We start from the raw sequence: 22671 nt of genomic DNA, 5'->3' as shown, positions 1-22671 counted from the left end.
AGGCTTTTTTTTGATATACTTGAAAGGTAAAAAATACTTTGTGATGAAGAAGTCCTCTTTTTGAGGCTTTAAAACTTCAGGGCAAAAAGAAAGGGAATGCAATGTCGACATTAGAAATTAAAGACCTTCACGTTGAAATTGAAGGCAAAGAAATTTTAAAAGGTGTAAACCTGACCCTAAAAACTGGTGAGATCGCAGCCATCATGGGACCAAACGGAACAGGGAAATCTACTCTGTCAGCTGCCATTATGGGAAACCCAAATTATGAAGTAACCAAAGGGGAGATTCTGTTTGATGGTGTCAACATCTTGGAATTGGAAGTAGACGAACGTGCACGGATGGGCTTGTTCCTTGCCATGCAATACCCTTCAGAAATCCCAGGGATTACCAATGCAGAATTTTTACGTGCAGCCATGAATGCTGGTAAAGAAGAGGACGAGAAGATCTCTATTCGTGATTTCATCAAAAAATTGGATGAAAAGATGGAATTGCTCAACATGAAAGAAGAAATGGCAGAACGCTATTTGAACGAAGGCTTCTCTGGTGGTGAGAAAAAACGCAATGAAATCCTTCAATTGTTGATGTTGGAACCAACATTTGCCCTTTTGGATGAAATTGACTCTGGTTTGGATATCGATGCTCTTAAGGTCGTATCTAAAGGGGTTAATGCAATGCGGGGTGAAGGTTTTGGAGCTATGATCATCACCCACTACCAACGTTTGTTGAACTATATTACTCCTGACGTCGTTCATGTGATGATGGAAGGCCGTGTCGTGCTTTCAGGTGGACCAGAATTGGCTGCACGCTTGGAACGTGAAGGATATGCCCAACTCGCAGAAGAACTCGGTTACGACTATAAAGAAGAACTATAAACTGATGACAAGTGATCTAATGTTGTCATAAAATCAAACAGATAGTATCTTTATTAGGAGAAAAAAATGAGTATTGAAAATATTACCCTCTTTTCGGAACTGCATGCTGAGCCAAGCTGGCTGCAGGATTTACGAAAAAAAGCTTTTAACAAGATTGATCAGTTGGAATTACCAGCGATTGAACGCGTAAAATTCCATCGCTGGAATCTTGGCGATGGAACTATCACAGAAAGCGAAGCTTCTGCCAATGTTCCTGATTTTACAGCCCTCGATTCGAACTTAAAATTGGTCCAAGTTGGAACTCAGACTGTATTTGAACAGGTGCCACAAGCCTTGGCAGACCAAGGAGTTCTTTTTACAGATTTCCATACTGCCCTAGAAGAAATTCCGCAGGTGATGGAAGACTACTTCATGTCTTCAGTTAAATACGATGATGACAAACTAGCAGCATACCACACAGCTTATTTTAATAGTGGGGCTGTGCTATATGTTCCAGATAACGTCGAAATTTCAGAACCAATCGAAGGTATTTTCTACCAGGATAGCGACAGTGATGTACCTTTTAATAAGCACATTTTGATTATCGCAGGTAAAAACAGCAAGTTTAGCTATTTGGAACGCCTAGAATCAAAAGGTGAAGGCTCAGCAACAGCAACTGCTAATGTGACGGTTGAGGTGATCGCCCGCTCAGGTGCCCAAGTGAAATTTGCGGCGATTGACCGCCTGGGTGAAAATGTCACAGCCTACATCAGTCGACGTGGGAAACTAGGTCAGGATGCCAGCATTGATTGGGCTATCGGTGTTATGAACGAAGGTAACGTGGTTGCAGATTTTGACAGTGACTTGGTTGGAAACGGAAGCCACGCAGATTTGAAAGTCGTTGCCTTATCAAGCGGTCGTCAGGTGCAAGGAATTGATACCCGCGTGACCAACTTTGGTTGCAACTCGATCGGAAATATATTGCAACACGGGGTTATTCTTGAAAAAGGAACCTTGACCTTCAACGGAATTGGTCATATTATCAAGGGGGCTAAAGGAGCAGATGCTCAGCAAGAAAGCCGTGTCTTGATGTTATCGGATCAAGCACGTTCAGATGCGAACCCAATCCTCTTGATTGATGAAAATGACGTCACAGCAGGCCATGCTGCATCGATCGGTCAAGTGGACCCAGAAGACATGTATTACCTCATGAGTCGTGGTCTGGATCAACACACAGCGGAACGATTAGTGGTGCGTGGTTTCTTGGGATCTGTTATTGTTGAAATCCCAGTTAAAGAAGTACGTGATGAAATGATTGCCACCATTGAAGAAAAGTTATCTCAACGCTAAGGAGAAACAATGCTAGATAAAAATACGATTGTTCAAGATTTTCCCATTCTCGATCAACTAGTTCACGATGAGCCTTTGGTTTATCTAGATAATGCAGCGACGACGCAAAAACCTAAACGTGTTCTTGAAGCCGTTAATCACTATTATTTGCAAGATAACGCCAATGTTCACCGTGGAGTCCATACCTTGGCGGAACGAGCGACAGCAGCCTATGAAGCAGCGCGTGAGAAAGTCAGAAAATTTATCAATGCTTCATCAACCAAGGAAGTGCTCTTTACAAGAGGGACAACGACCGGACTCAACTGGGTAGCCCGCTATGCAGAAGAAGTCCTAAAGGAAGGGGATGAAGTCCTGATTTCCATCATGGAACATCACTCCAACATCATTCCTTGGCAGCAAGCCTGCAAGAAAACAGGAGCAAAACTGGTCTATGTCTATCTAAAAGATGGCTTACTGGATATGCAGGACTTAAAGAGCAAGCTTAGTGAGAAGACAAAATTTGTCTCCATCACCCATGCTTCCAATGTCTTAGGGGTGGTCAATCCGATCAAGGAAATTGCTCGATTAGCTCATGAAGTTGGAGCGATAATGGTCGTAGATGGGGCTCAATCAACCCCTCATATGGCCATTGATGTACAAGACTTAGATGCGGATTTCTTTGCTTTTTCTGGCCATAAGATGGCTGCACCAACAGGGATTGGTGTCCTCTATGGGAAGGAAGCAATCTTAGAGCAAATGTCTCCGATCGAGTTTGGGGGCGAGATGATTGACTTTGTCTACGAGCAATCTGCTTCTTGGAAGGAATTGCCTTGGAAATTTGAAGCTGGAACACCTAATATGGCTGGTGCAATTGGTCTTGGTGCAGCGATCGATTACTTAGAGGGGTTGGGAATGGATCAAATAGAAGCGCATGAGCATGAATTGATTGCCTATGTGTTTCCAAAATTACAGGCTATCGAAGGCTTGACGATCTATGGTTCCCAAGACTTAGCCCAACGTTCTGGTGTGATTTCTTTTAATCTTGGAGTCCTCCATCCGCATGATTTGGCAACTGCTCTAGATTACGAAGGGATTGCCGTTCGTGCAGGTCACCACTGTGCACAACCCTTGCTTCAATATTTACAAGTTCCGGCAACAACGAGAGCAAGTTTTTATCTCTACAACACCAAAGCGGACTGTGATAAATTAATTGAGGCATTGGTAAAAGCAAAGGAGTTTTTCAATGGCACTTTCTAAATTAGATTCGCTGTACATGGCGGTCGTAGCTGACCATTCAAAACACCCCCACCACCAAGGACAGATTGAAGATGTTGATCAGATCCAACTCAACAATCCAACTTGTGGAGATGTGATCCAGTTAAGTGTAAAATTTGATGAAAATGATAGGGTCCAAGATATTGCCTTTGTCAATTCAGGCTGTACCATTTCAACAGCTTCGGCTAGTATGATGACAGATGCTGTAATGGGAAAAACAAAAGAGGAAGTTGAAGAATTAGCACAGGTTTTTTCAGAAATGGTCCAAGGCCAGTCAGATCCTCGCCAAGAGGAATTGGGAGACGCAGCCTTCTTATCTGGAGTCTCAAAATTCCCACAACGGATTAAATGTGCGACCCTCTCCTGGAATGCTCTTAAAAAAGCGATCGAACGTAGCAAATAATTAAAAGAAGAAACAGAGAAAGAAAGGAAATTATGGCTGAAGAAAGAGTCGAACCGAAACCAATTGATCTCGGTGAATATAAATTTGGATTTCACGATGACGTTCAACCCATTCTCTCTACCGGGAAGGGATTGAATGAAGCGGTTATTCGTGAATTGTCTGCAGCAAAAAATGAACCAGAATGGATGCTCGAATTCCGTTTGAAATCTTTTGAAACCTTCAAAAAGATGCCCATGCAAACCTGGGGAGCCGATCTATCAGAGATTGACTTTGATGATTTGATCTATTATCAAAAACCTTCGGATAAACCTGCCCGTTCATGGGACGAAGTTCCAGAGAAAATCAAGGAAACCTTTGAGCGTATCGGGATTCCTGAAGCGGAACGTGCTTACCTAGCGGGAGCTTCTGCTCAGTATGAATCAGAAGTGGTTTACCACAATATGAAAGAAGAGTTTGAAAAGTTGGGGATTATCTTTACCGATACAGATTCTGCCCTAAAAGAATATCCAGACCTATTCAAACAGTATTTTGCGAAGTTAGTGCCACCAACGGATAACAAATTGGCTGCCCTAAACTCAGCAGTCTGGTCTGGTGGAACCTTCATTTATGTGCCAAAAGGCGTAAAAGTAGACGTTCCCCTTCAAACTTACTTCCGTATCAACAATGAAAATACAGGTCAGTTTGAGCGTACCTTGATTATCGTGGATGAGGGGGCAAGTGTTCACTATGTAGAAGGCTGTACAGCACCGACCTATTCAAGCAATAGCCTCCATGCAGCGATTGTTGAGATCTTTGCCTTGGATGGTGCATACATGCGCTACACGACTATCCAAAACTGGTCAGACAATGTCTACAACTTGGTCACCAAGCGGGCCAAAGCACAAAAAGATGCCACTGTTGAGTGGATCGATGGGAACTTAGGAGCGAAGACGACCATGAAGTACCCATCTGTTTATCTAGATGGAGAAGGAGCGCGTGGGACCATGTTGTCCATTGCCTTTGCGAATGCAGGTCAACACCAAGATACAGGTGCCAAGATGATCCACAATGCACCTCACACTAGCTCGTCTATCGTATCCAAATCCATCGCGAAGGGTGGCGGAAAGGTAGACTACCGTGGACAAGTTACCTTTAACAAAAATTCCAAGAAATCAGTTTCTCACATCGAGTGTGACACCATTATCATGGATGATTTATCTGCATCAGATACGATTCCATTTAATGAAATCCACAACTCACAAGTTGCTTTGGAGCACGAAGCCAAGGTTTCAAAAATTTCAGAAGAGCAACTGTATTATTTGATGAGTCGTGGTTTGTCTGAATCAGAAGCGACAGAAATGATTGTCATGGGATTTGTAGAGCCCTTTACAAAAGAACTTCCAATGGAATACGCCGTTGAGTTAAATCGACTCATTAGCTACGAAATGGAAGGATCTGTAGGATAATTCATTTTCATCTATCAAAAATCACAATGGATTTGACTCCATTGTGATTTTTTTGCTTATAATTTTTCGTTGACATAACGGACGAATTCATTCCACCAAACCTTTAAGAAAAAGCTTTTCTCAATGGTTCTTCCTGCTACCATATCGACCGTTGGCTCTTTATCTTCTAAGTAGCCACGTCCGATTTTATCTGGATCAGTGTAGTGTAATTTTCCAAGACTTGTGCCTGATTTGACAGGTGCTCGGAATGATTCTTGGTTACTCTTGAATTGAATTTTTGGTTCCGCTTGGCTGCCTTGCTTTTCGACGATATAGAAGTCTTTTTTTGCAACAGCTAAAACAGTCTCTGACTTCCCATCCATGATAGTTGCCTTACTTTTTCCGTAGGGATCTCCTTTTTTGACGACGATGGAAGAAACAAAGGTCCGTACCACGTAGTTCATCAGAGAAGAAGTAGCCACAAAGCGTGCGTATGGATCACCGTCAACTGCCTCAACTCCTAGGACAACTGTGATCATATGGATGCCATTTTGCGTCGTTGATGCAGCAAAGGTGATGCCTCCTTTGGTAGAGTTGCTGACCCGAAGGCCGTCAACGCCTGAACGGTAATTCGGCATGCCTTCTAGCATCAGATTGGGGTTTTCAATCTGCGTGTTTGAAAAAAGAGCAGTGGGTTTTGAAGTATATTTGGTCACTTCAGGAAAATCCTGGAGTAAGTGCTTGGCAATAACAGCAATATCATAAGCACTCAATTGATTTTCGTCTTCTTTCCCGTCAGGATCTCCATTGATGGTTTGAGTATTTAATCCGGTAGCATTGATTAAATGAGGAGATTGAATGCCCCATTCAGAAAGTTTTTGCTTCATTTTTTCAACGAAGCTTTTCTCAGAGCCCCCCACTTTCTCAGCTAAGGCCAAGGCAGCGGTGCTAGAATTTCCAACTAAAAGAGCAGTCAATAGCTGATCAACCGTATATTGGTTCGCCTCCATAGGAAGAGTACCAGCACCTTCGATATCATTTAAGGCCAGAGCTTTCTCAGACAATTTAATAGGATCTTTCAGAGAAAGTTTTTTTTCATGAATGGCTTCGAAAATCAGATAAGTGGTCAAGAGTGTAGATAGTCCCCCCACATCTCGCCTTTTCTCTGAATCCTTTTCATATAAGATTTTACCTGTATCAGCTTCAACAGCAATAGCACTTTGAGCAGGAAGATCTAGATCGTCTGCTAGAACGACATGATAAGGTAAACTGCATAACAGCAGGATGAAGGTTAAAAAAGAAAGAAAGAATTTTTTCACAGTTGTTTCCTCGTTGCTTAGTCCTCTCTATTGTATCATACAAATGATTAATGGAAAATTGTAAAATCATCAATTAGCCTAAAAAGTCAGTCATAGCAAGGTTTTTGAATAGTGAAAAATCAAATATTCAGAAAATTTAGTTTACTTTTTTTTCTACTTGTGATATAATCTTAAACAAATCTAAAAAAACTATTGGAGAATTCCTATGAAAAAAGGTAAAGTATTCGCAGTTGCCGGAGTAACACTCCTTGCAGCTGGATTGTTAGCTGCATGTTCTAGTTCAAATACTAGCAAAGCAAGCTCAGACGAAGACAAAAACTATGGTTATGTCTACACAGATGATCCTCAAACTTTGGACTACACTGTATCTTCTAAAGCTGCTACACATGATATCACTACAAATGTCGTAGATGGTTTGATGGCAAATGACAAGTATGGTAATCTCGTACCATCACTTGCAGAAGATTGGTCTGTTTCAAAAGATGGTTTGACTTATACCTACAAGATTCGTAAGGGTGTTAAATGGTACGATGCAGATGGTGAAGAACATGGTGAAGTGACTGCCAAAGACTTCGTGACTGGTTTGAAACACGCTGCAGATAAAAAATCTGAAACCCTTTCACTTGTTCAAGGTTCTGTCAAAGGCTTGGATGATTATGTCCAAGGGAAAATCACAGACTTCAGCCAAGTTGGTGTCAAAGCTGTAGACGATTATACACTTCAGTACACATTGAACAAACCTGAAACTTTCTGGAACTCTAAAACTACAAACGGAATCTTGTTCCCAATTAGCACAGAGTTCTTGAAGAGTAAGGGTGATGATTTTGGTCAACCAAACGATGTGAAATCAATCCTTGCAAACGGACCTTTCCTTCTTAAATCAATCACTTCAAAATCATCTGTTGTATTTGAAAAGAATGACAACTACTGGGATAAGAAAAATGTTCACCTTAAAGAAGTGAAACTCACTTATTATGATGGATCAGACCAAGATTCATTGGCGCGTGGTTTCTCTGATGGTGCTTATACAGCTGCTCGTCTTTTCCCGGCAAGTTCAAACTTTGCAACTGTATCTAAAAAATACAAAGACAACATCTATAATACACCGGCTGGTTCAGGTGTAGCGGTTCTTGGTTTCAACATTGACCGTCAATCATACAAACACACTGCTAAGAAATCAGATGCTGAAAAGACTGCGACTAAGAAAGCAATCTTGAACAAAGATTTCCGTCAAGCTATTACTTTTGCCTTGAACCGTGAAAACTACTCAGCACAAGTAAATAGTAAAGCATTTGCTAAACCAGCTATCCGTAATACCTACACAGCTCCAGCCTTTGTGCAAGTAAATGGAAAAGACTTTGGAGATGTGGTTGCAGATAAATTGAGCACATATGGTGATCAATGGAAAGGTGTCAACCTAGCAGATGGTCAAGATGGTCTTTACAACAAAGACAAAGCAAAAGCACAACTTGAAAAAGCAAAAGCTGAACTTCAAAAAGATGGCGTTCAATTCCCAATTCATATTGACGTACCAGTAGCACAAAACTCTACAAACTTTGTTTCACGGATGCAATCATTGAAACAAACAGTGGAAGATACTCTTGGTAAAGACAATGTCGTTCTTGACCTTCAAATGATGGACCAAGACGAAGTGTTGAACATCACATTGAATGTTCCATCAGCTGCAGATGCAGATTGGGATCTTCAAGGATTGGTTGGATGGAACCCAGACTATGATGATCCATCAACTTACCTTGATACTCTTCAACCATCATCAGAAGACCAAACAAAAGTCTACCTTGGTTTTGCAGGTGGTGTAGATAATGCTTCAGCCAAAGCAGTTGGCTTGGATGAGTATGCGAAACTTCTTGCAGATGCTAATAGCGAATCACTTGATGTAGCTAAACGTTACGAAAAATATGCTGCTGCTCAAGCTTGGTTGAGTGACAGTGCCTTGGTAATCCCAACAATGTCAAGCACAGGCGCAGCAACAGTTGTTTCTAAAGTGGTTCCATTCTCTGGCCCATCAGCTCAAACAGGTAACAAAGGTTCAGCATACTTCAAATATGTAGAAGTTCAAGATGAGCCGGTTACTAAGAAACAATACGATGAAGCCCTTAAGAAATGGCAAAAAGAAAAAGCTGAGTCAAACAAAAAAGCTCAACAAGATCTTGAAAAACACGTTAAATAATTAAATTATTGATTTTCATTAGAACTTTCTCTTCTAGGGGAGAAAGTTCTTTTGGACATTAAAGGAATGAAATATGAAAAAATATGTTTTTATGCGTATTTTGCGTTCGTTAGTGTCGATCTTTCTCGTCACGACATTAACCTACATGATTATCTATACGCTAACACCGAGAAATCTCATCTTTAAAAATGACCCCAACTACAATAAAGTAGCGAAGACAAAAGATTCGAAGATCAACTACGAAAATACTGTCTACGATCGCATGGGTTATTTGGAATACATGGATTCAAAGAGCTTGCAACAAAAAGCAAGTAAAGAAGATTCTTCCGTAACGGTTGATGCGACAAATGCCAATGAAAAGATCTACAAAAAATATATTGAAAAATTAGGTCATGGTTGGCAGTTGAAACGTTTCCCGGAAAGTAAGTCTTTCTATGCGGTGCGTGAAATTCCGGTTTTTGAACGTGTCATCAGCTTCTATGCGAATTTGATTCAGTTTGATCATCCAGGTTGGGTGAAAGATGCCTCAAATCCAAACCTCAAACGCTATATCCGTATTGAAAATGATCCATCTATTGGTTGGTCAGTAGTAGGTTCTGGTACGAAACACAAATACCTCTTGTACTTTAATGGTCAATTCCCATATGTACACCAAAACTTTGTAACCTTAAACCTTGGAAATTCATATCCAACTTATTCAAATACCCCTGTTCTTCAAGTTATTACCCAAGGACAAGGAACGACTAAGAAGAGTGAAGTGAACTTCCCAACAGGTAAAAAGACATCTTCCATCGATATCTACTCACGTACCTACAAATCACCAAGTAAGGCAGACTCACAAGACATCAGTCGATTTGGTAAAGGGGACGCTTATACAGCAACGTTGAGCAACTATGAGAATCCATCCATGATTGCATCTTCTTCAATCATTGGTTTGATTGGTATTGCGATTGCTTACTTGATTGCGATCCCATTAGGGTCTTACATGGCTCTGTTCAAGAACTCATGGTTTGATAGCATCTCAACAGCAACCTTGACATTTATGATGTCTCTTCCAACTATTGCCCTTGTTTACATTGTGCGTCTAGCAGGTTCATTTGTTGGACTTCCAGACTCATTCCCAGTACTTGGAGCACAGGATTGGCGTTCATATGTATTGCCATCTCTGATTCTTGGTTTGTTGAGTGCGCCATTTATCGCAGTTTGGATTCGTCGTTACATGATCGATATCCACTCGCAAGATTTCGTCCGTTTTGCTCGTTCAAAAGGATTGTCAGAACGTGAGATCTCAAGAAAACACATCTTCAAAAATGCGATGGTTCCATTGGTATCTGGTATTCCAGGTTCTATCATTGGAGTTATCTCAGGTGCGACACTTACTGAAACAGTCTTCGCTTTCCCAGGTATGGGTAAAATGTTGATTGACTCTATTAAAGCATCAAACAACACCATGGTCATCGGACTTGTCTTCATCTTCACATCACTTGGTATCTTTGCTGCCATGTTAGGTGATATCTTGATGACAGTGCTTGATCCACGGATTAAATTAACGAATACGAAAGGAGGCAAATAATGGCTACAATCGATAAAAATAAATTTCAGTTTGTAAAACGCGATGACTTTGCCTCTGAAGTAATCGATGCTCCAGCGTATTCATACTGGAAATCTGTATTCAGACAATTCTTGAAAAAAAGAACCACGATCATTATGCTTGCTATTTTGATTGGGATTCTCTTGATGAGTTTTGTCTACCCGATGTTTTCAAATTTTGATTACAACGACGTAAGTAAGGTAAATGACTTTTCAGCACGTTTGAATCCACCAAGTGGGAAAGCACTATTTGGTACAGATAATAACGGTAAATCCCTCTTTGATGGAGTTTGGTTTGGTGCTCGGAATTCAATTATCATTTCCTTCATCGCCACTGTTATTAACGTGGTTGTCGGAGTCATCGTAGGTGGAATTTGGGGGATCTCAAAATCTATCGACCGTATCATGATGGAAGTTTATAACGTTATTTCAAACATTCCATTTATGTTGATCGTTATCGTCTTGACTTACTCAATGGGATCTGGTTTCTGGAACTTGATTCTTGCCATGTCCTTAACCGGATGGATCGGAATTGCTTATACCATTCGTGTCCAAATCATGCGTTACCGTGATTTGGAGTACAACCTTGCCAGCCGAACATTAGGAACACCAACTTTGAAAATTGTTACGAAAAACATTTTGCCTCAATTGGTATCTGTTATCGTGACACAAACATCACAGTTGCTTCCAAGCTTTATTTCTTACGAAGCCTTCCTTTCCTTCTTCGGACTTGGTCTTCCAATCACAGTTCCAAGTTTGGGACGGTTGATTTCTGACTATTCTCAAAACGTAACTACAAATGCTTACCTATTCTGGATTCCGCTTACTGTTTTGATTTTAGTATCCTTGTCATTCTTTATCGTCGGACAAAACTTGGCCGATGCCAGCGACCCACGTACACATAGATAGGAGGAGTAGATATGACATCAAATAACAATATTATTTTATCTGCTCAAGATATCGTAGTGGAATTTGACGTGCGCGATCGCGTACTGACAGCTATTCGTGGCGTATCGCTTGAGCTAGTAGAAGGTGAAGTTCTTGCCTTGGTTGGTGAGTCCGGTTCAGGGAAATCAGTTTTGACAAAAACGTTCACCGGAATGTTAGAAGATAACGGCCGTATTGCCCAAGGTTCGATTAAATACCGTGGTCAAGAATTGACAGACTTGAAATCGAATAAAGATTGGGAAAATATTCGTGGATCTAAGATCGCTACAATTTTCCAAGACCCAATGACAAGTTTGGACCCAATCAACACAATTGGATCACAAATTACAGAAGTCATTATCAAACACCAAGGGAAAACAGCTAAAGAAGCCAAAGAAATGGCTTTGGACTATATGGAGAAAGTTGGAATTCCAGATGCTGAACGTCGTTTTGATGAGTATCCATTCCAATATTCAGGTGGGATGCGTCAACGGATCGTTATTGCCATCGCCTTGGCCTGCCGTCCAGATATTTTAATCTGTGACGAACCAACAACAGCCCTTGACGTAACCATTCAAGCGCAAATCATTGATTTGTTGAAATCCCTTCAAAAAGAATACCAATTTACAGTTATCTTTATCACCCACGACTTAGGTGTGGTTGCAAGTATTGCAGATAAAGTAGCCGTTATGTATGCTGGAGAAATTGTTGAGTTTGGTAAAGTAGAAGAAATTTTCTACGATCCAAAACATCCATACACATGGAGCTTGCTTTCAAGCTTGCCTCAATTGTCAACCTCAGATGGTGATCTTTACTCTATTCCAGGGACTCCGCCATCATTGTATGCTCCAATCAAAGGAGATGCCTTCGCACTTCGTTCAGACTATGCAATGCAGATTGATTTTGAAGAAGAGGCACCTGCTTTCAAAGTAACCGATACTCACTGGGCGAAGACATGGTTGCTACATCCAGATGCACCAACAGTTCATAAACCAGAAGTAATCGAAAACCTTCACGAAAAGATTGGCTCAAAAATGGGCTTCACTCACATTACAGAATAGGAGGAAGGAAATGACTGAAAAATTAGTTGAAATTAAAGATTTAGAAATTTCCTTCGGTGAAGGAAGTAAAAAATTCGTTGCTGTAAAAAACGCCAACTTTTTCATTAATAAGGGAGAAACGTTCTCTCTTGTTGGTGAATCAGGAAGTGGGAAGACAACAATTGGACGTGCGATCATCGGTTTGAATGATACAAGTGCTGGAGAAATTATTTATGACGGTCGCAAGATCAACGGAAAAAACTCTCATAGTGAAAAATCAGAGTTGATCCGTAAGATTCAAATGATCTTCCAAGACCCAGCAGCAAGTTTGAATGAACGTGCAACAGTTGATTATATTATCTCTGAAGGTTTGATCAACCACCATTTGTTTAACAGTGAAGAAGAACGTCAGGAAAAAGTAAAAAATATTATGCATGAAGTTGGACTTCTTGCAGAACATTTGACACGTTACCCTCACGAATTCTCAGGTGGTCAACGTCAACGGATCGGTATTGCCCGTGCACTTGTCATGGAACCAGAATTTGTCATTGCGGATGAACCAATCTCAGCTCTTGACGTTTCAGTACGTGCGCAAGTTTTGAACCTTTTGAAAAAATTCCAAAGAGAATTAGGCTTGACCTACCTCTTTATCGCCCATGACTTGTCAGTTGTACGCTTCATTTCTGACCGTATTGCAGTTATCTATAAAGGGGTTATTGTAGAAGTGGCAGAAACTGAAGAGCTATTTAACCACCCAATCCATCCATACACACAATCCCTACTTTCAGCAGTCCCAATTCCAGATCCAATTCTAGAACGTAAAAAAGTTCTAAAAATCTATGATCCAGAACAACATGATTACTCTGAAGATAAACCACAAATGGTTGAAATTAAACCAGGTCATTATGTATGGGCTAACAAAGCTGAAGAAAACAAATACAGACAAGAATATAAATAGAGAGGATTCCCTCTCTATTTTATTTTTTTCAAAAAAACTTTCAAAAAAATAAATTTTTTTAAGAAAAAGTGTTGACAGTAAGAGTAGGTCATGATATACTAATATAGTTGTCGCGCGAGAGCGACAAAGACCTTTGAAAACTGAACAAGACGAACCAATGTGCAGGGCACTACAATGAAAGTTGTAGTAACTGAACAATAAAAAAACAATAAATCTGTCAGTGACAGAATGAGTTTAAGACAAACAATTATTTTAATGAGAGTTTGATCCTGGCTCAGGATGAACGCTGGCGGCGTGCCTAATACATGCAAGTAGAACGCTGAAGCTTGGTGCTTGCACCGAGCGGATGAGTTGCGAACGGGTGAGTAACGCGTAGGTAACCTGCCTCTTAGCGGGGGATAACTATTGGAAACGATAGCTAATACCGCATAAAAGTCGATATCGCATGATATTGACTTAAAAGGTGCAATTGCATCACTAAGAGATGGACCTGCGTTGTATTAGCTAGTTGGTGAGGTAACGGCTCACCAAGGCGACGATACATAGCCGACCTGAGAGGGTGATCGGCCACACTGGGACTGAGACACGGCCCAGACTCCTACGGGAGGCAGCAGTAGGGAATCTTCGGCAATGGGGGCAACCCTGACCGAGCAACGCCGCGTGAGTGAAGAAGGTTTTCGGATCGTAAAGCTCTGTTGTAAGAGAAGAACGAGTGTGAGAGTGGAAAGTTCACACTGTGACGGTAACTTACCAGAAAGGGACGGCTAACTACGTGCCAGCAGCCGCGGTAATACGTAGGTCCCGAGCGTTATCCGGATTTATTGGGCGTAAAGCGAGCGCAGGCGGTTAGATAAGTCTGAAGTTAAAGGCTGTGGCTTAACCATAGTACGCTTTGGAAACTGTTTAACTTGAGTGCAGAAGGGGAGAGTGGAATTCCATGTGTAGCGGTGAAATGCGTAGATATATGGAGGAACACCGGTGGCGAAAGCGGCTCTCTGGTCTGTAACTGACGCTGAGGCTCGAAAGCGTGGGGAGCAAACAGGATTAGATACCCTGGTAGTCCACGCCGTAAACGATGAGTGCTAGGTGTTGGGTCCTTTCCGGGACTCAGTGCCGCAGCTAACGCATTAAGCACTCCGCCTGGGGAGTACGACCGCAAGGTTGAAACTCAAAGGAATTGACGGGGGCCCGCACAAGCGGTGGAGCATGTGGTTTAATTCGAAGCAACGCGAAGAACCTTACCAGGTCTTGACATCCCTCTGACCGCTCTAGAGATAGAGTTTTCCTTCGGGACAGAGGTGACAGGTGGTGCATGGTTGTCGTCAGCTCGTGTCGTGAGATGTTGGGTTAAGTCCGCAACGAGCGCAACCCCTATTGTTAGTTGCCATCATTGAGTTGGGCACTCTAGCGAGACTGCCGGTAATAAACCGGAGGAAGGTGGGGATGACGTCAAATCATCATGCCCCTTATGACCTGGGCTACACACGTGCTACAATGGCTGGTACAACGAGTCGCGAGTCGGTGACGGCAAGCTAATCTCTTAAAGCCAGTCTCAGTTCGGATTGTAGGCTGCAACTCGCCTACATGAAGTCGGAATCGCTAGTAATCGCGGATCAGCACGCCGCGGTGAATACGTTCCCGGGCCTTGTACACACCGCCCGTCACACCACGAGAGTTTGTAACACCCGAAGTCGGTGAGGTAACCGTAAGGAGCCAGCCGCCTAAGGTGGGATAGATGATTGGGGTGAAGTCGTAACAAGGTAGCCGTATCGGAAGGTGCGGCTGGATCACCTCCTTTCTAAGGAAATGGAAACCTGTACGTTGGTCTTGTTTAGTTTTGAGAGGTCTTGTGGGGCCTTAGCTCAGCTGGGAGAGCGCCTGCTTTGCACGCAGGAGGTCAGCGGTTCGATCCCGCTAGGCTCCATTAACACTGTAAGGGTGTTAAGATTGAACATTGAAAATTGAATATCTATATCAAATAGTAACAAGAAAATAAACCGAAACGCTGTAAATATTTAAAGAGTTTAGGTCGCAAGACCAAAAATAAGGTTAAGTTAATAAGGGCGCACGGTGGATGCCTTGGCACTAGAAGCCGAAGAAGGACGTGACAAACGACGAAATGCTTTGGGGAGCTGTAAGTAAGCGACGATCCAGAGATGTCCGAATGGGGGAACCCACTAGCTAATGGCTAGTACTCCTATCTGTTAAGGATAGGTAGAGGAAGACGTAGTGAACTGAAACATCTAAGTAGCTGCAGGAAGAGAAAGCAAAAGCGATTGCCTGAGTAGCGGCGAGCGAAACGGCAGGAGGGCAAACCGAAGAGTTTACTCTTCGGGGTTGTAGGACTGCAATGTGGACTTAAAGAATATAGAAGAATGACATGGGAAGGTCAGCCAAAGAGAGTAAGAGCCTCGTATTCGAAATAGTCTTTATACCTAGCAGTATCCTGAGTACGGCGGGACACGAGAAATCCCGTCGGAATCTGGGAGGACCATCTCCCAACCCTAAATACTCTCTAGTGACCGATAGTGAACCAGTACCGTGAGGGAAAGGTGAAAAGCACCCCGGGAGGGGAGTGAAATAGAACCTGAAACCGTGTGCCTACAACAAGTTCGAGCCCGTTAATGGGTGAGAGCGTGCCTTTTGTAGAATGAACCGGCGAGTTACGATATGATGCGAGGTTAAGTTGAAGAGACGGAGCCGTAGGGAAACCGAGTCTGAATAGGGCGGAATAGTATTATGTCGTAGACCCGAAACCATGTGACCTACCCATGAGCAGGTTGAAGGTGAGGTAAAACTCACTGGAGGACCGAACCAGGGCACGTTGAAAAGTGCTTGGATGACTTGTGGGTAGCGGAGAAATTCCAAACGAACTTGGAGATAGCTGGTTCTCTCCGAAATAGCTTTAGGGCTAGCGTCGACATTAAGATTCTTGGAGGTAGAGCACTGTTTGGGTGAGGGGTCCATCCCGGATTACCAATCTCAGATAAACTCCGAATGCCAAAGAATTATGGTCGGCAGTCAGACTGCGAGTGCTAAGATCCGTAGTCGAAAGGGAAACAGCCCAGACCACCAGCTAAGGTCCCAAAATAATTGTTAAGTGGAAAAGGATGTGGGGTTGCACAGACAACTAGGATGTTAGCTTAGAAGCAGCTATTCATTCAAAGAGTGCGTAATAGCTCACTAGTCGAGTGACCCTGCGCCGAAAATGTACCGGGGCTAAAACAATTTACCGAAGCTGTGGATACCTTTATAGGTATGGTAGGAGAGCGTTCTATGTGTGGAGAAGGTGTACCGTGAGGAGCGCTGGAACGCATAGAAGTGAGAATGCCGGTATGAGTAGCGAAAGACAGGTGAGAATCCTGTCCACCGTAAGACTAAGGTTTCCAGGGAAGGCTCGTCCGCCCTGGGTTAGTCGGGACCTAAGGAGAGACCGAAAGGTGTATCCGATGGACAACAGGTTGATATTCCTGTACTAGAGTATGTAGTGAAGGAGGGACGCAGTAGGCTAACTAAAGCGTGCGACTGGAAGTGCACGTCTAAGCAGTGAGGTGTGAATTGAGTTAAATGCTTAATTCTGTAACATTGAGCTGTGATGGGGAGCGAAGTTTAGTAGCGAAGTTAGTGACGTCACACTGCCAAGAAAAGCTTCTAGCGTTAATCATACTCTACCCGTACCGCAAACCGACACAGGTAGTCGAGGCGAGTAGCCTCAGGTGAGCGAGAGAACTCTCGTTAAGGAACTCGGCAAAATGACCCCGTAACTTCGGGAGAAGGGTGCTGGCTTTAAGTCAGCCGCAGTGAATAGGCCCAAGCAACTGTTTATCAAAAACACAGCTCTCTGCTAAATCGTAAGATGATGTATAGGGGGTGACGCCTGCCCGGTGCTGGAAGGTTAAGAGGAGTGCTTAGCGTAAGCGAAGGTATGAATTGAAGCCCCAGTAAACGGCGGCCGTAACTATAACGGTCCTAAGGTAGCGAAATTCCTTGTCGGGTAAGTTCCGACCCGCACGAAAGGCGTAATGATTTGGGCACTGTCTCAACGAGAGACTCGGTGAAATTTTAGTACCTGTGAAGATGCAGGTTACCCGCGACAGGACGGAAAGACCCCATGGAGCTTTACTGCAGTTTGATATTGAGTGTCTGTGCCACATGTACAGGATAGGTAGGAGCCATTGAGATCGGGACGCCAGTTTCGATGGAGGCGTTGTTGGGATACTACCCTTGTGTTATGGCCACTCTAACCCGGTAGGTTAATCATCTACGGAGACAGTGTCTGACGGGCAGTTTGACTGGGGCGGTCGCCTCCTAAAAGGTAACGGAGGCGCCCAAAGGTTCCCTCAGAATGGTTGGAAATCATTCGCAGAGTGTAAAGGTATAAGGGAGCTTGACTGCGAGAGCTACAACTCGAGCAGGGACGAAAGTCGGGCTTAGTGATCCGGTGGTTCCGTATGGAAGGGCCATCGCTCAACGGATAAAAGCTACCCTGGGGATAACAGGCTTATCTCCCCCAAGAGTTCACATCGACGGGGAGGTTTGGCACCTCGATGTCGGCTCGTCGCATCCTGGGGCTGTAGTCGGTCCCAAGGGTTGGGCTGTTCGCCCATTAAAGCGGCACGCGAGCTGGGTTCAGAACGTCGTGAGACAGTTCGGTCCCTATCCGTCGCGGGCGTAGGAAATTTGAGAGGATCTGCTCCTAGTACGAGAGGACCAGAGTGGACTTACCGCTGGTGTACCAGTTGTCTCGCCAGAGGCATCGCTGGGTAGCTATGTAGGGAAGGGATAAACGCTGAAAGCATCTAAGTGTGAAACCCACCTCAAGATGAGATTTCCCATGATTATATATCAGTAAGAGCCCTGAGAGAAGATCAGGTAGATAGGTTAGGAGTGGAAGTTGTGTGAGCAATGGAGCGGACTAATACTAATAGCTCGAGGACTTATCCAAAGAGTCAGAAGATATTGACAACGAAAGGTTAACTTGTTAGAATATAGATGTTCAATTTTGAATGTTTAATCATTCAGAGTTAAGTGACGATAGCCTAGGAGATACACCTGTACCCATGCCGAACACAGCAGTTAAGCCCTAGAACGCCGGAAGTAGTTGGGGGTTGCCCCCTGTGAGATAAGGTAGTCGCTTAGCTTTTTTCCGCCATAGCTCAGTTGGTAGTAGCGCATGACTGTTAATCATGATGTCGTAGGTTCGAGTCCTACTGGCGGAGTATAAGAATTAGATCAGCGGGCTGGTCTTTTTTATTTTCATTTTGATCTGCCAAGTGATGTCACAATATCTGAAACTTTTAGGTTTTCTTGATAGTATGCCTCTATCATTACAAGCTCGTTTGTGGTAAGATGAGTATGGGTCATTTATGTTAGTTCCTTTCAGACAAATGTGGTGTTTATCTGAGCCTAACATAAATAGCTTTTTTGGTCTTGCTTAATTTTACAAATTGGGAAATATAAAAGCTCCGTTTTGAACTGCACCCCAAAAGTTAGACAGAAAAAATCTAACTTTTGGGGTGTTTTTATTATGAAATTGACTTATAAAGATAAAGTTCAGATCTATGAACTTAGAAAACAAGGATATAGCTTAGAGCAACTTTCAAATAAATTTGGGATAAACAATTCTAATCTTAGGTACATGATTAAATTGATTGATTGTTATGGAATAGAGTTCGTCAAAAAAGGAAAAAATCGTTACTACTCTCCTGAATTAAAACAAGAAATGATTGATAAAGTTCTACATGAAAACTGGTCTCAAGATAGAGTTTCTCTCGAATATGCTCTCCCAAATCGTGGTATGCTTCCAAATTGGATGGCACAATACAAGAAAAACGGGTATACTATTGTTGAGAAAACAAGAGGGAGAGTACCTAAAATGGGACGTAAACGTAAGAAAACTTGGGAAGAAATGACAGAACTAGAGCGGCTCCAAGAAGAGAATGAACGCTTACGTACCGAGGTGGCTTACTTAAAAAAGTTAAAAGAGCTAGAAGTCAGGGACGAAGCCTTACAACTAGAAAGGCAGAGACAATTAGAGAAATGGCTTCAGGAGGATTTCGACTAGATTTACTTCTTGAAGCGGCTCGTTTACCTCGCTCAACTTACTACTATCAGTTGAAGCAACTGGATAGGTTTGACAAAGATAAAGATCTTAAAGCTGAAATTCAATCTATTTTTACTGAGCACAAAGGAAATTATGGCTTTCGCCGAATGACTCTTGAATTGAGAAATCGTGGTTATGTGGTCAATCACAAAAGAGTTCAACGCCTGATGAAGGTCCTTGGTTTAAGTGCTCGAATTCGTCGTAAACGGAAGTATTCTTCATACCAAGGAGAGATTGGAAAGAAAGCAGCCAACCTTATTCAACGCCAATTTGAAGCATCCAAACCAATGGAAAAGTGCTACACAGATGTGACAGAATTTACCATTCCAGCAAGCAGTCAAAAACTCTATTTATCGCCGGTTTTAGATGGCTTTAATAGCGAAATTATCGCCTATAATCTTTCGACTTCACCAAATTTAGAACAAGTGAAATCTATGTTAGACCAGGCCTTCAGTGAGGATCATTACACAAATACTATTCTCCATAGTGACCAAGGATGGCAGTATCAACATCAGTATTATCATCATTTTTTAGAGGATAAAGGAATCCAACCGTCCATGTCACGTAAAGGAAACAGCCCAGATAATGGCATGATGGAGTCCTTCTTTGGCATTCTTAAGTCTGAGATGTTTTACGGTTATGAGAAGACATTTCACTCACTTGAGCAATTGGAGCAAGCTATTGTAGACTATATTGATTATTACAACAACAAACGAATTAAGGTAAAACTAAAAGGACTCAGTCCTGTGCAATACAGAACTAAATCCTTTGGATAAATTAATTGTCTAACTTTTTGGGGTCAATACATTTTTATAACGGAGCTTTTATACTTTTAGTTATTTGGGAAAAATGCATTATATAAGGCTTTAATGGCTTTTTCTTCTTGATCTTTACTTACAACGAACATAATAGAAACCTCACTAGATCCTTGTGAGATCATTTGAATATTAATTTCATTTTCTGACAGTGCCTTAGCTGCAGTTGCGGTAACCCCTACTTGGCTCTTCATTTTTTCACCAACAATCATAATGATTGAAAGATCATGTTCAATTTCAGCTGTGTCAACTTCGAGTTTTTGTGTTAATTGTTTCAGAATTTCTTGTTCTTTGATCGGAGTCAGTTCACGTGAACGCAAAATGATAGACAAGTCATCGATTCCAGTTGGCATATGTTCCCAACTAATATTGAGATCTTCTAAAATTTGAAGGACTTTTCGACCAAAACCGACTTCTCGGTTCATGAGGTATTTGGTAGTGTTGATACTAACGAATCCTGAATCACCTGCAATCCCTACAACAGTCACATGATCATTTGAATGTTCCAAAACAATTCGGGTTCCTGGATGGTCTGGATTATTTGTATTTTTAATGACTAATGGAATTTTACCTCTGTATGCTGGAACGAGTGCTTCATCATGTAAGACTGAAAAACCTGCATAGGCTAATTCACGCATTTCCTTGTAAGTTAATTCAGGAATTGAATGTGGGTGTTTAATAATACCTGGATGTGCTGCAAAGATACCATTTACATCTGTATAGTTTTCGTATAAGTCTGCTTTTACGCCAGCTGCAATGATAGATCCTGTAATGTCAGATCCACCACGAGAAAATGTACAAATGTCCCCATCTTGGGTAACACCAAAAAAACCTGGAATGACAATTACTTCACTTGCATCTTTTAGTTCTTCAATTTTATCGTAACTAGAAGGTAAAATACGAGCGTTGGAAGGTTCTGCGGTGACTGTAATTCCTGCTTCTTTTGGATGGATATATTTTGCTTCTAATCCATTTTGATTAAAATAGGCAGCTATGAGTTTAGCGTTGTTGTTTTCACCGGCTGCCAAAAATGCATCGTATGTAAATGGATTTCCTTTTTTAGGCAAATTTGTCAGATCATAGATATCTTCAGCAATTTCTTGAATGATAGAATCTTTGAGACCCAATTCTTCTGTAATGGCACGATAACGCTCAATAATCCACTGTTGTGTTTGCGTAACATCTTTATCTGAAGTGAATTCTTTATAATAACGGATCAGTGCATCTGTTACTTTTGTATCTTCTGCATTTCGCTTACCAGGAGCTGATACAACTACAAATCTTCTTTCTGGATCATCTTTAATGATATTAAGTACTTTTTTTAATTGTGGAGCTGATGCTAGAGAACTTCCACCGAATTTAGTTACTTTCATATTTTCTCCTTAATAGTTTCATTAGTACATTATACCAAACTTCAGTTGTTGATACAATGTATTTATAAATAGGGCATAGAATAGGTGGATCTTATGAGGCTAGAAATTGTCATAATTCAAATTTTACAATTTTGTTACATCTTATAGATATATTTTACTATTCTTATTTTTTATGGTATGATATGTTATACTTAAAAAGTTTTAATATCAAAATATTTTATATTTAAACAAAAGGAGTCTGTGATGTTTGAAACAATTTTGTATTCTGTCGAAAACGATCTCGCGTCAATTTCTTTAAATCGTCCTGAAGTTTCCAATGGTTTTAACATTCCAATGTGTCAGGAAATTTTAGCTGCCTTGGAAGATGCAGAAAAAAATGAGGAAGTAAAATTCATTATTCTATCAGCAGAAGGGAAAATCTTTTCAGTTGGTGGAGATTTGAGTGAAATGAAACGCGCAGTCGATGCAGATGACATCGAGTCTCTTGTTTTAATTGCTGAATTAGTTAATACTATTTCTAAGAAGATTAAGCAATTACCTAAGCCGGTTATTATGGTAGCTGATGGAGCGGTCGCAGGAGCGGCGGCCAACATAGCAGTAGCTGTTGATTTTTGTATTATTAGTGATCGTACTAAATTTATTCAAGCCTTTGTTGGGGTTGGTTTAGCACCAGATGCGGGTGGGTTATTCTTATTAGGAAAAGCTATTGGTATGTCTCGGGCTACTCATTTAGTAATGACGGGTGAAGCTTTGACTGCTGAAAAGGCATTTGATTATGGCCTAGCTTATCGTCTTTGTGAATCTGAAAGACTCGATAAAACAGTTGAGCAATTGCTTAAAAAATTAAGAAGAGGATCTTCAAATTCTTATGCTGCCATGAAAGAAATGGTTTGGGAAGCATTCTTGAAAGAATGGGACCAATATGCGGGTCTTGAATTGGATTTGCAAAAGAAACTAGCATTTACAGAAGATTTCAAGGAAGGGGTTATTGCCTACTCTGAGAAACGTCGGCCACAATTTAAAGGAAAATAAATTTGTAATTTTTCTATGTTTTGTGAAAAAATACTTGCAAA

14 protein-coding genes, 2 tRNA genes, 3 rRNA genes and 1 pseudogene are annotated in these 22671 nt (G+C 41.8%); 17 read left to right on the top strand and 3 right to left on the bottom strand.

The features are described 5' to 3' along the window. Window positions 1-101 precede the first annotated feature (101 nt). The 5 genes from sufC (at window position 102) to sufB (ending at window position 5303) form a co-directional block, all read left to right on the top strand. Entirely contained in the window at window positions 102-872 is a 771-nt protein-coding gene (sufC, locus tag AC6IZR_RS08880; RefSeq protein ID WP_003004238.1) for a Fe-S cluster assembly ATPase SufC, read from the top strand. 66 nt (window positions 873-938) lie between these two features. After that, window positions 939-2201, top strand: a complete 1263-nt coding sequence (gene sufD, locus AC6IZR_RS08875; RefSeq protein ID WP_497848455.1) for a Fe-S cluster assembly protein SufD — start codon at window positions 939-941, stop codon at window positions 2199-2201. Between the two features lie 9 nt (window positions 2202-2210). Further along, window positions 2211-3437 (top strand): cysteine desulfurase, encoded by a 1227-nt coding sequence (locus AC6IZR_RS08870; protein WP_497848454.1) that lies wholly within the window; start codon window positions 2211-2213, stop codon window positions 3435-3437. Continuing rightward, window positions 3424-3858: a Fe-S cluster assembly sulfur transfer protein SufU gene (gene sufU / locus AC6IZR_RS08865; RefSeq protein WP_049497683.1), complete on the top strand. Its 435-nt coding sequence runs from the start codon at window positions 3424-3426 to the stop codon at window positions 3856-3858. Before AC6IZR_RS08870 ends, sufU begins: the two co-directional genes overlap by 14 nt. A gap of 32 nt (window positions 3859-3890) precedes the next feature. Further along, a complete protein-coding gene (sufB, locus tag AC6IZR_RS08860; protein ID WP_003010279.1) occupies window positions 3891-5303 on the top strand; it encodes a Fe-S cluster assembly protein SufB in 1413 nt (470 codons plus the stop codon). A 56-nt stretch (window positions 5304-5359) separates the two neighbouring features. On the opposite strand, the gene AC6IZR_RS08855 is transcribed toward sufB, so the two are convergent. Continuing rightward, complete coding sequence (locus AC6IZR_RS08855) at window positions 5360-6601, bottom strand: serine hydrolase (RefSeq protein ID WP_497848453.1); 1242 nt, start codon at window positions 6599-6601, stop codon at window positions 5360-5362. A gap of 205 nt (window positions 6602-6806) precedes the next feature. Here AC6IZR_RS08855 and AC6IZR_RS08850 point away from each other — a divergent pair, with 205 nt between their 5' ends. The 10 genes from AC6IZR_RS08850 (at window position 6807) to AC6IZR_RS08805 (ending at window position 18526) form a co-directional block, all read left to right on the top strand. Beyond that, a complete protein-coding gene (locus AC6IZR_RS08850; protein ID WP_497848452.1) occupies window positions 6807-8792 on the top strand; it encodes a peptide ABC transporter substrate-binding protein in 1986 nt (661 codons plus the stop codon). A 73-nt stretch (window positions 8793-8865) separates the two neighbouring features. Continuing rightward, window positions 8866-10365, top strand: a complete 1500-nt coding sequence (locus tag AC6IZR_RS08845) for an ABC transporter permease (protein WP_049475083.1) — start codon at window positions 8866-8868, stop codon at window positions 10363-10365. After that, window positions 10365-11291 (top strand): oligopeptide ABC transporter permease OppC, encoded by a 927-nt coding sequence (gene oppC, locus AC6IZR_RS08840; protein ID WP_049475082.1) that lies wholly within the window; start codon window positions 10365-10367, stop codon window positions 11289-11291. The genes AC6IZR_RS08845 and oppC overlap by 1 nt, the downstream gene beginning before the upstream one ends. 11 nt (window positions 11292-11302) lie before the next feature. Then, window positions 11303-12370: an ABC transporter ATP-binding protein gene (locus AC6IZR_RS08835; protein ID WP_003004369.1), complete on the top strand. Its 1068-nt coding sequence runs from the start codon at window positions 11303-11305 to the stop codon at window positions 12368-12370. Between the two features lie 10 nt (window positions 12371-12380). Further along, the gene (locus tag AC6IZR_RS08830; protein WP_003010296.1) at window positions 12381-13307 is read left to right on the top strand and encodes an ATP-binding cassette domain-containing protein; all 927 of its coding nucleotides are present in this window, start codon (window positions 12381-12383) and stop codon (window positions 13305-13307) included. A gap of 251 nt (window positions 13308-13558) precedes the next feature. After that, window positions 13559-15105, top strand: a 16S ribosomal RNA gene (locus tag AC6IZR_RS08825). Window positions 15106-15158: 53 nt separating this feature from the next. After that, a tRNA-Ala gene (locus tag AC6IZR_RS08820) sits at window positions 15159-15231 on the top strand. Between the two features lie 123 nt (window positions 15232-15354). After that, a 23S ribosomal RNA gene (locus AC6IZR_RS08815) occupies window positions 15355-18252 on the top strand. Between the two features lie 79 nt (window positions 18253-18331). Then, a 5S ribosomal RNA gene (rrf, locus tag AC6IZR_RS08810) occupies window positions 18332-18447 on the top strand. The 16S, 23S and 5S rRNA genes sit together here with 2 tRNA genes alongside, the layout of an rRNA operon. 5 nt (window positions 18448-18452) lie before the next feature. Next, window positions 18453-18526 (top strand) — tRNA-Asn (locus AC6IZR_RS08805). 40 nt (window positions 18527-18566) lie between these two features. Here the strand turns inward: AC6IZR_RS08805 and AC6IZR_RS08800 are convergent. Beyond that, a pseudogene (locus tag AC6IZR_RS08800) lies at window positions 18567-18671 on the bottom strand (IS30 family transposase); the annotation flags it as partial. Between the two features lie 163 nt (window positions 18672-18834). Here AC6IZR_RS08800 and AC6IZR_RS08795 point away from each other — a divergent pair. Next, window positions 18835-20186 (top strand): IS3 family transposase gene (locus AC6IZR_RS08795; RefSeq protein WP_152903631.1). Its coding sequence is split into 2 segments (ribosomal slippage): window positions 18835-19276 and window positions 19276-20186, totalling 1353 coding nucleotides; the frame shifts between segments, so codons are not numbered across the junction. 56 nt (window positions 20187-20242) lie between these two features. Here the strand turns inward: AC6IZR_RS08795 and AC6IZR_RS08790 are convergent. Then, entirely contained in the window at window positions 20243-21598 is a 1356-nt protein-coding gene (locus tag AC6IZR_RS08790) for an aspartate kinase (protein ID WP_070586268.1), read from the bottom strand. Window positions 21599-21838: 240 nt separating this feature from the next. Here AC6IZR_RS08790 and fabM point away from each other — a divergent pair, with 240 nt between their 5' ends. Then, window positions 21839-22630 (top strand): trans-2-decenoyl-ACP isomerase, encoded by a 792-nt coding sequence (gene fabM / locus AC6IZR_RS08785; protein WP_070586269.1) that lies wholly within the window; start codon window positions 21839-21841, stop codon window positions 22628-22630. Window positions 22631-22671: the final 41 nt, after the last annotated feature.

The organism is Streptococcus mobilis (assembly GCF_059727625.1).
The sequence above is the reverse complement of the archived record's forward strand: the minus strand, read 5'-3'. Positions and strand labels throughout refer to the sequence as shown.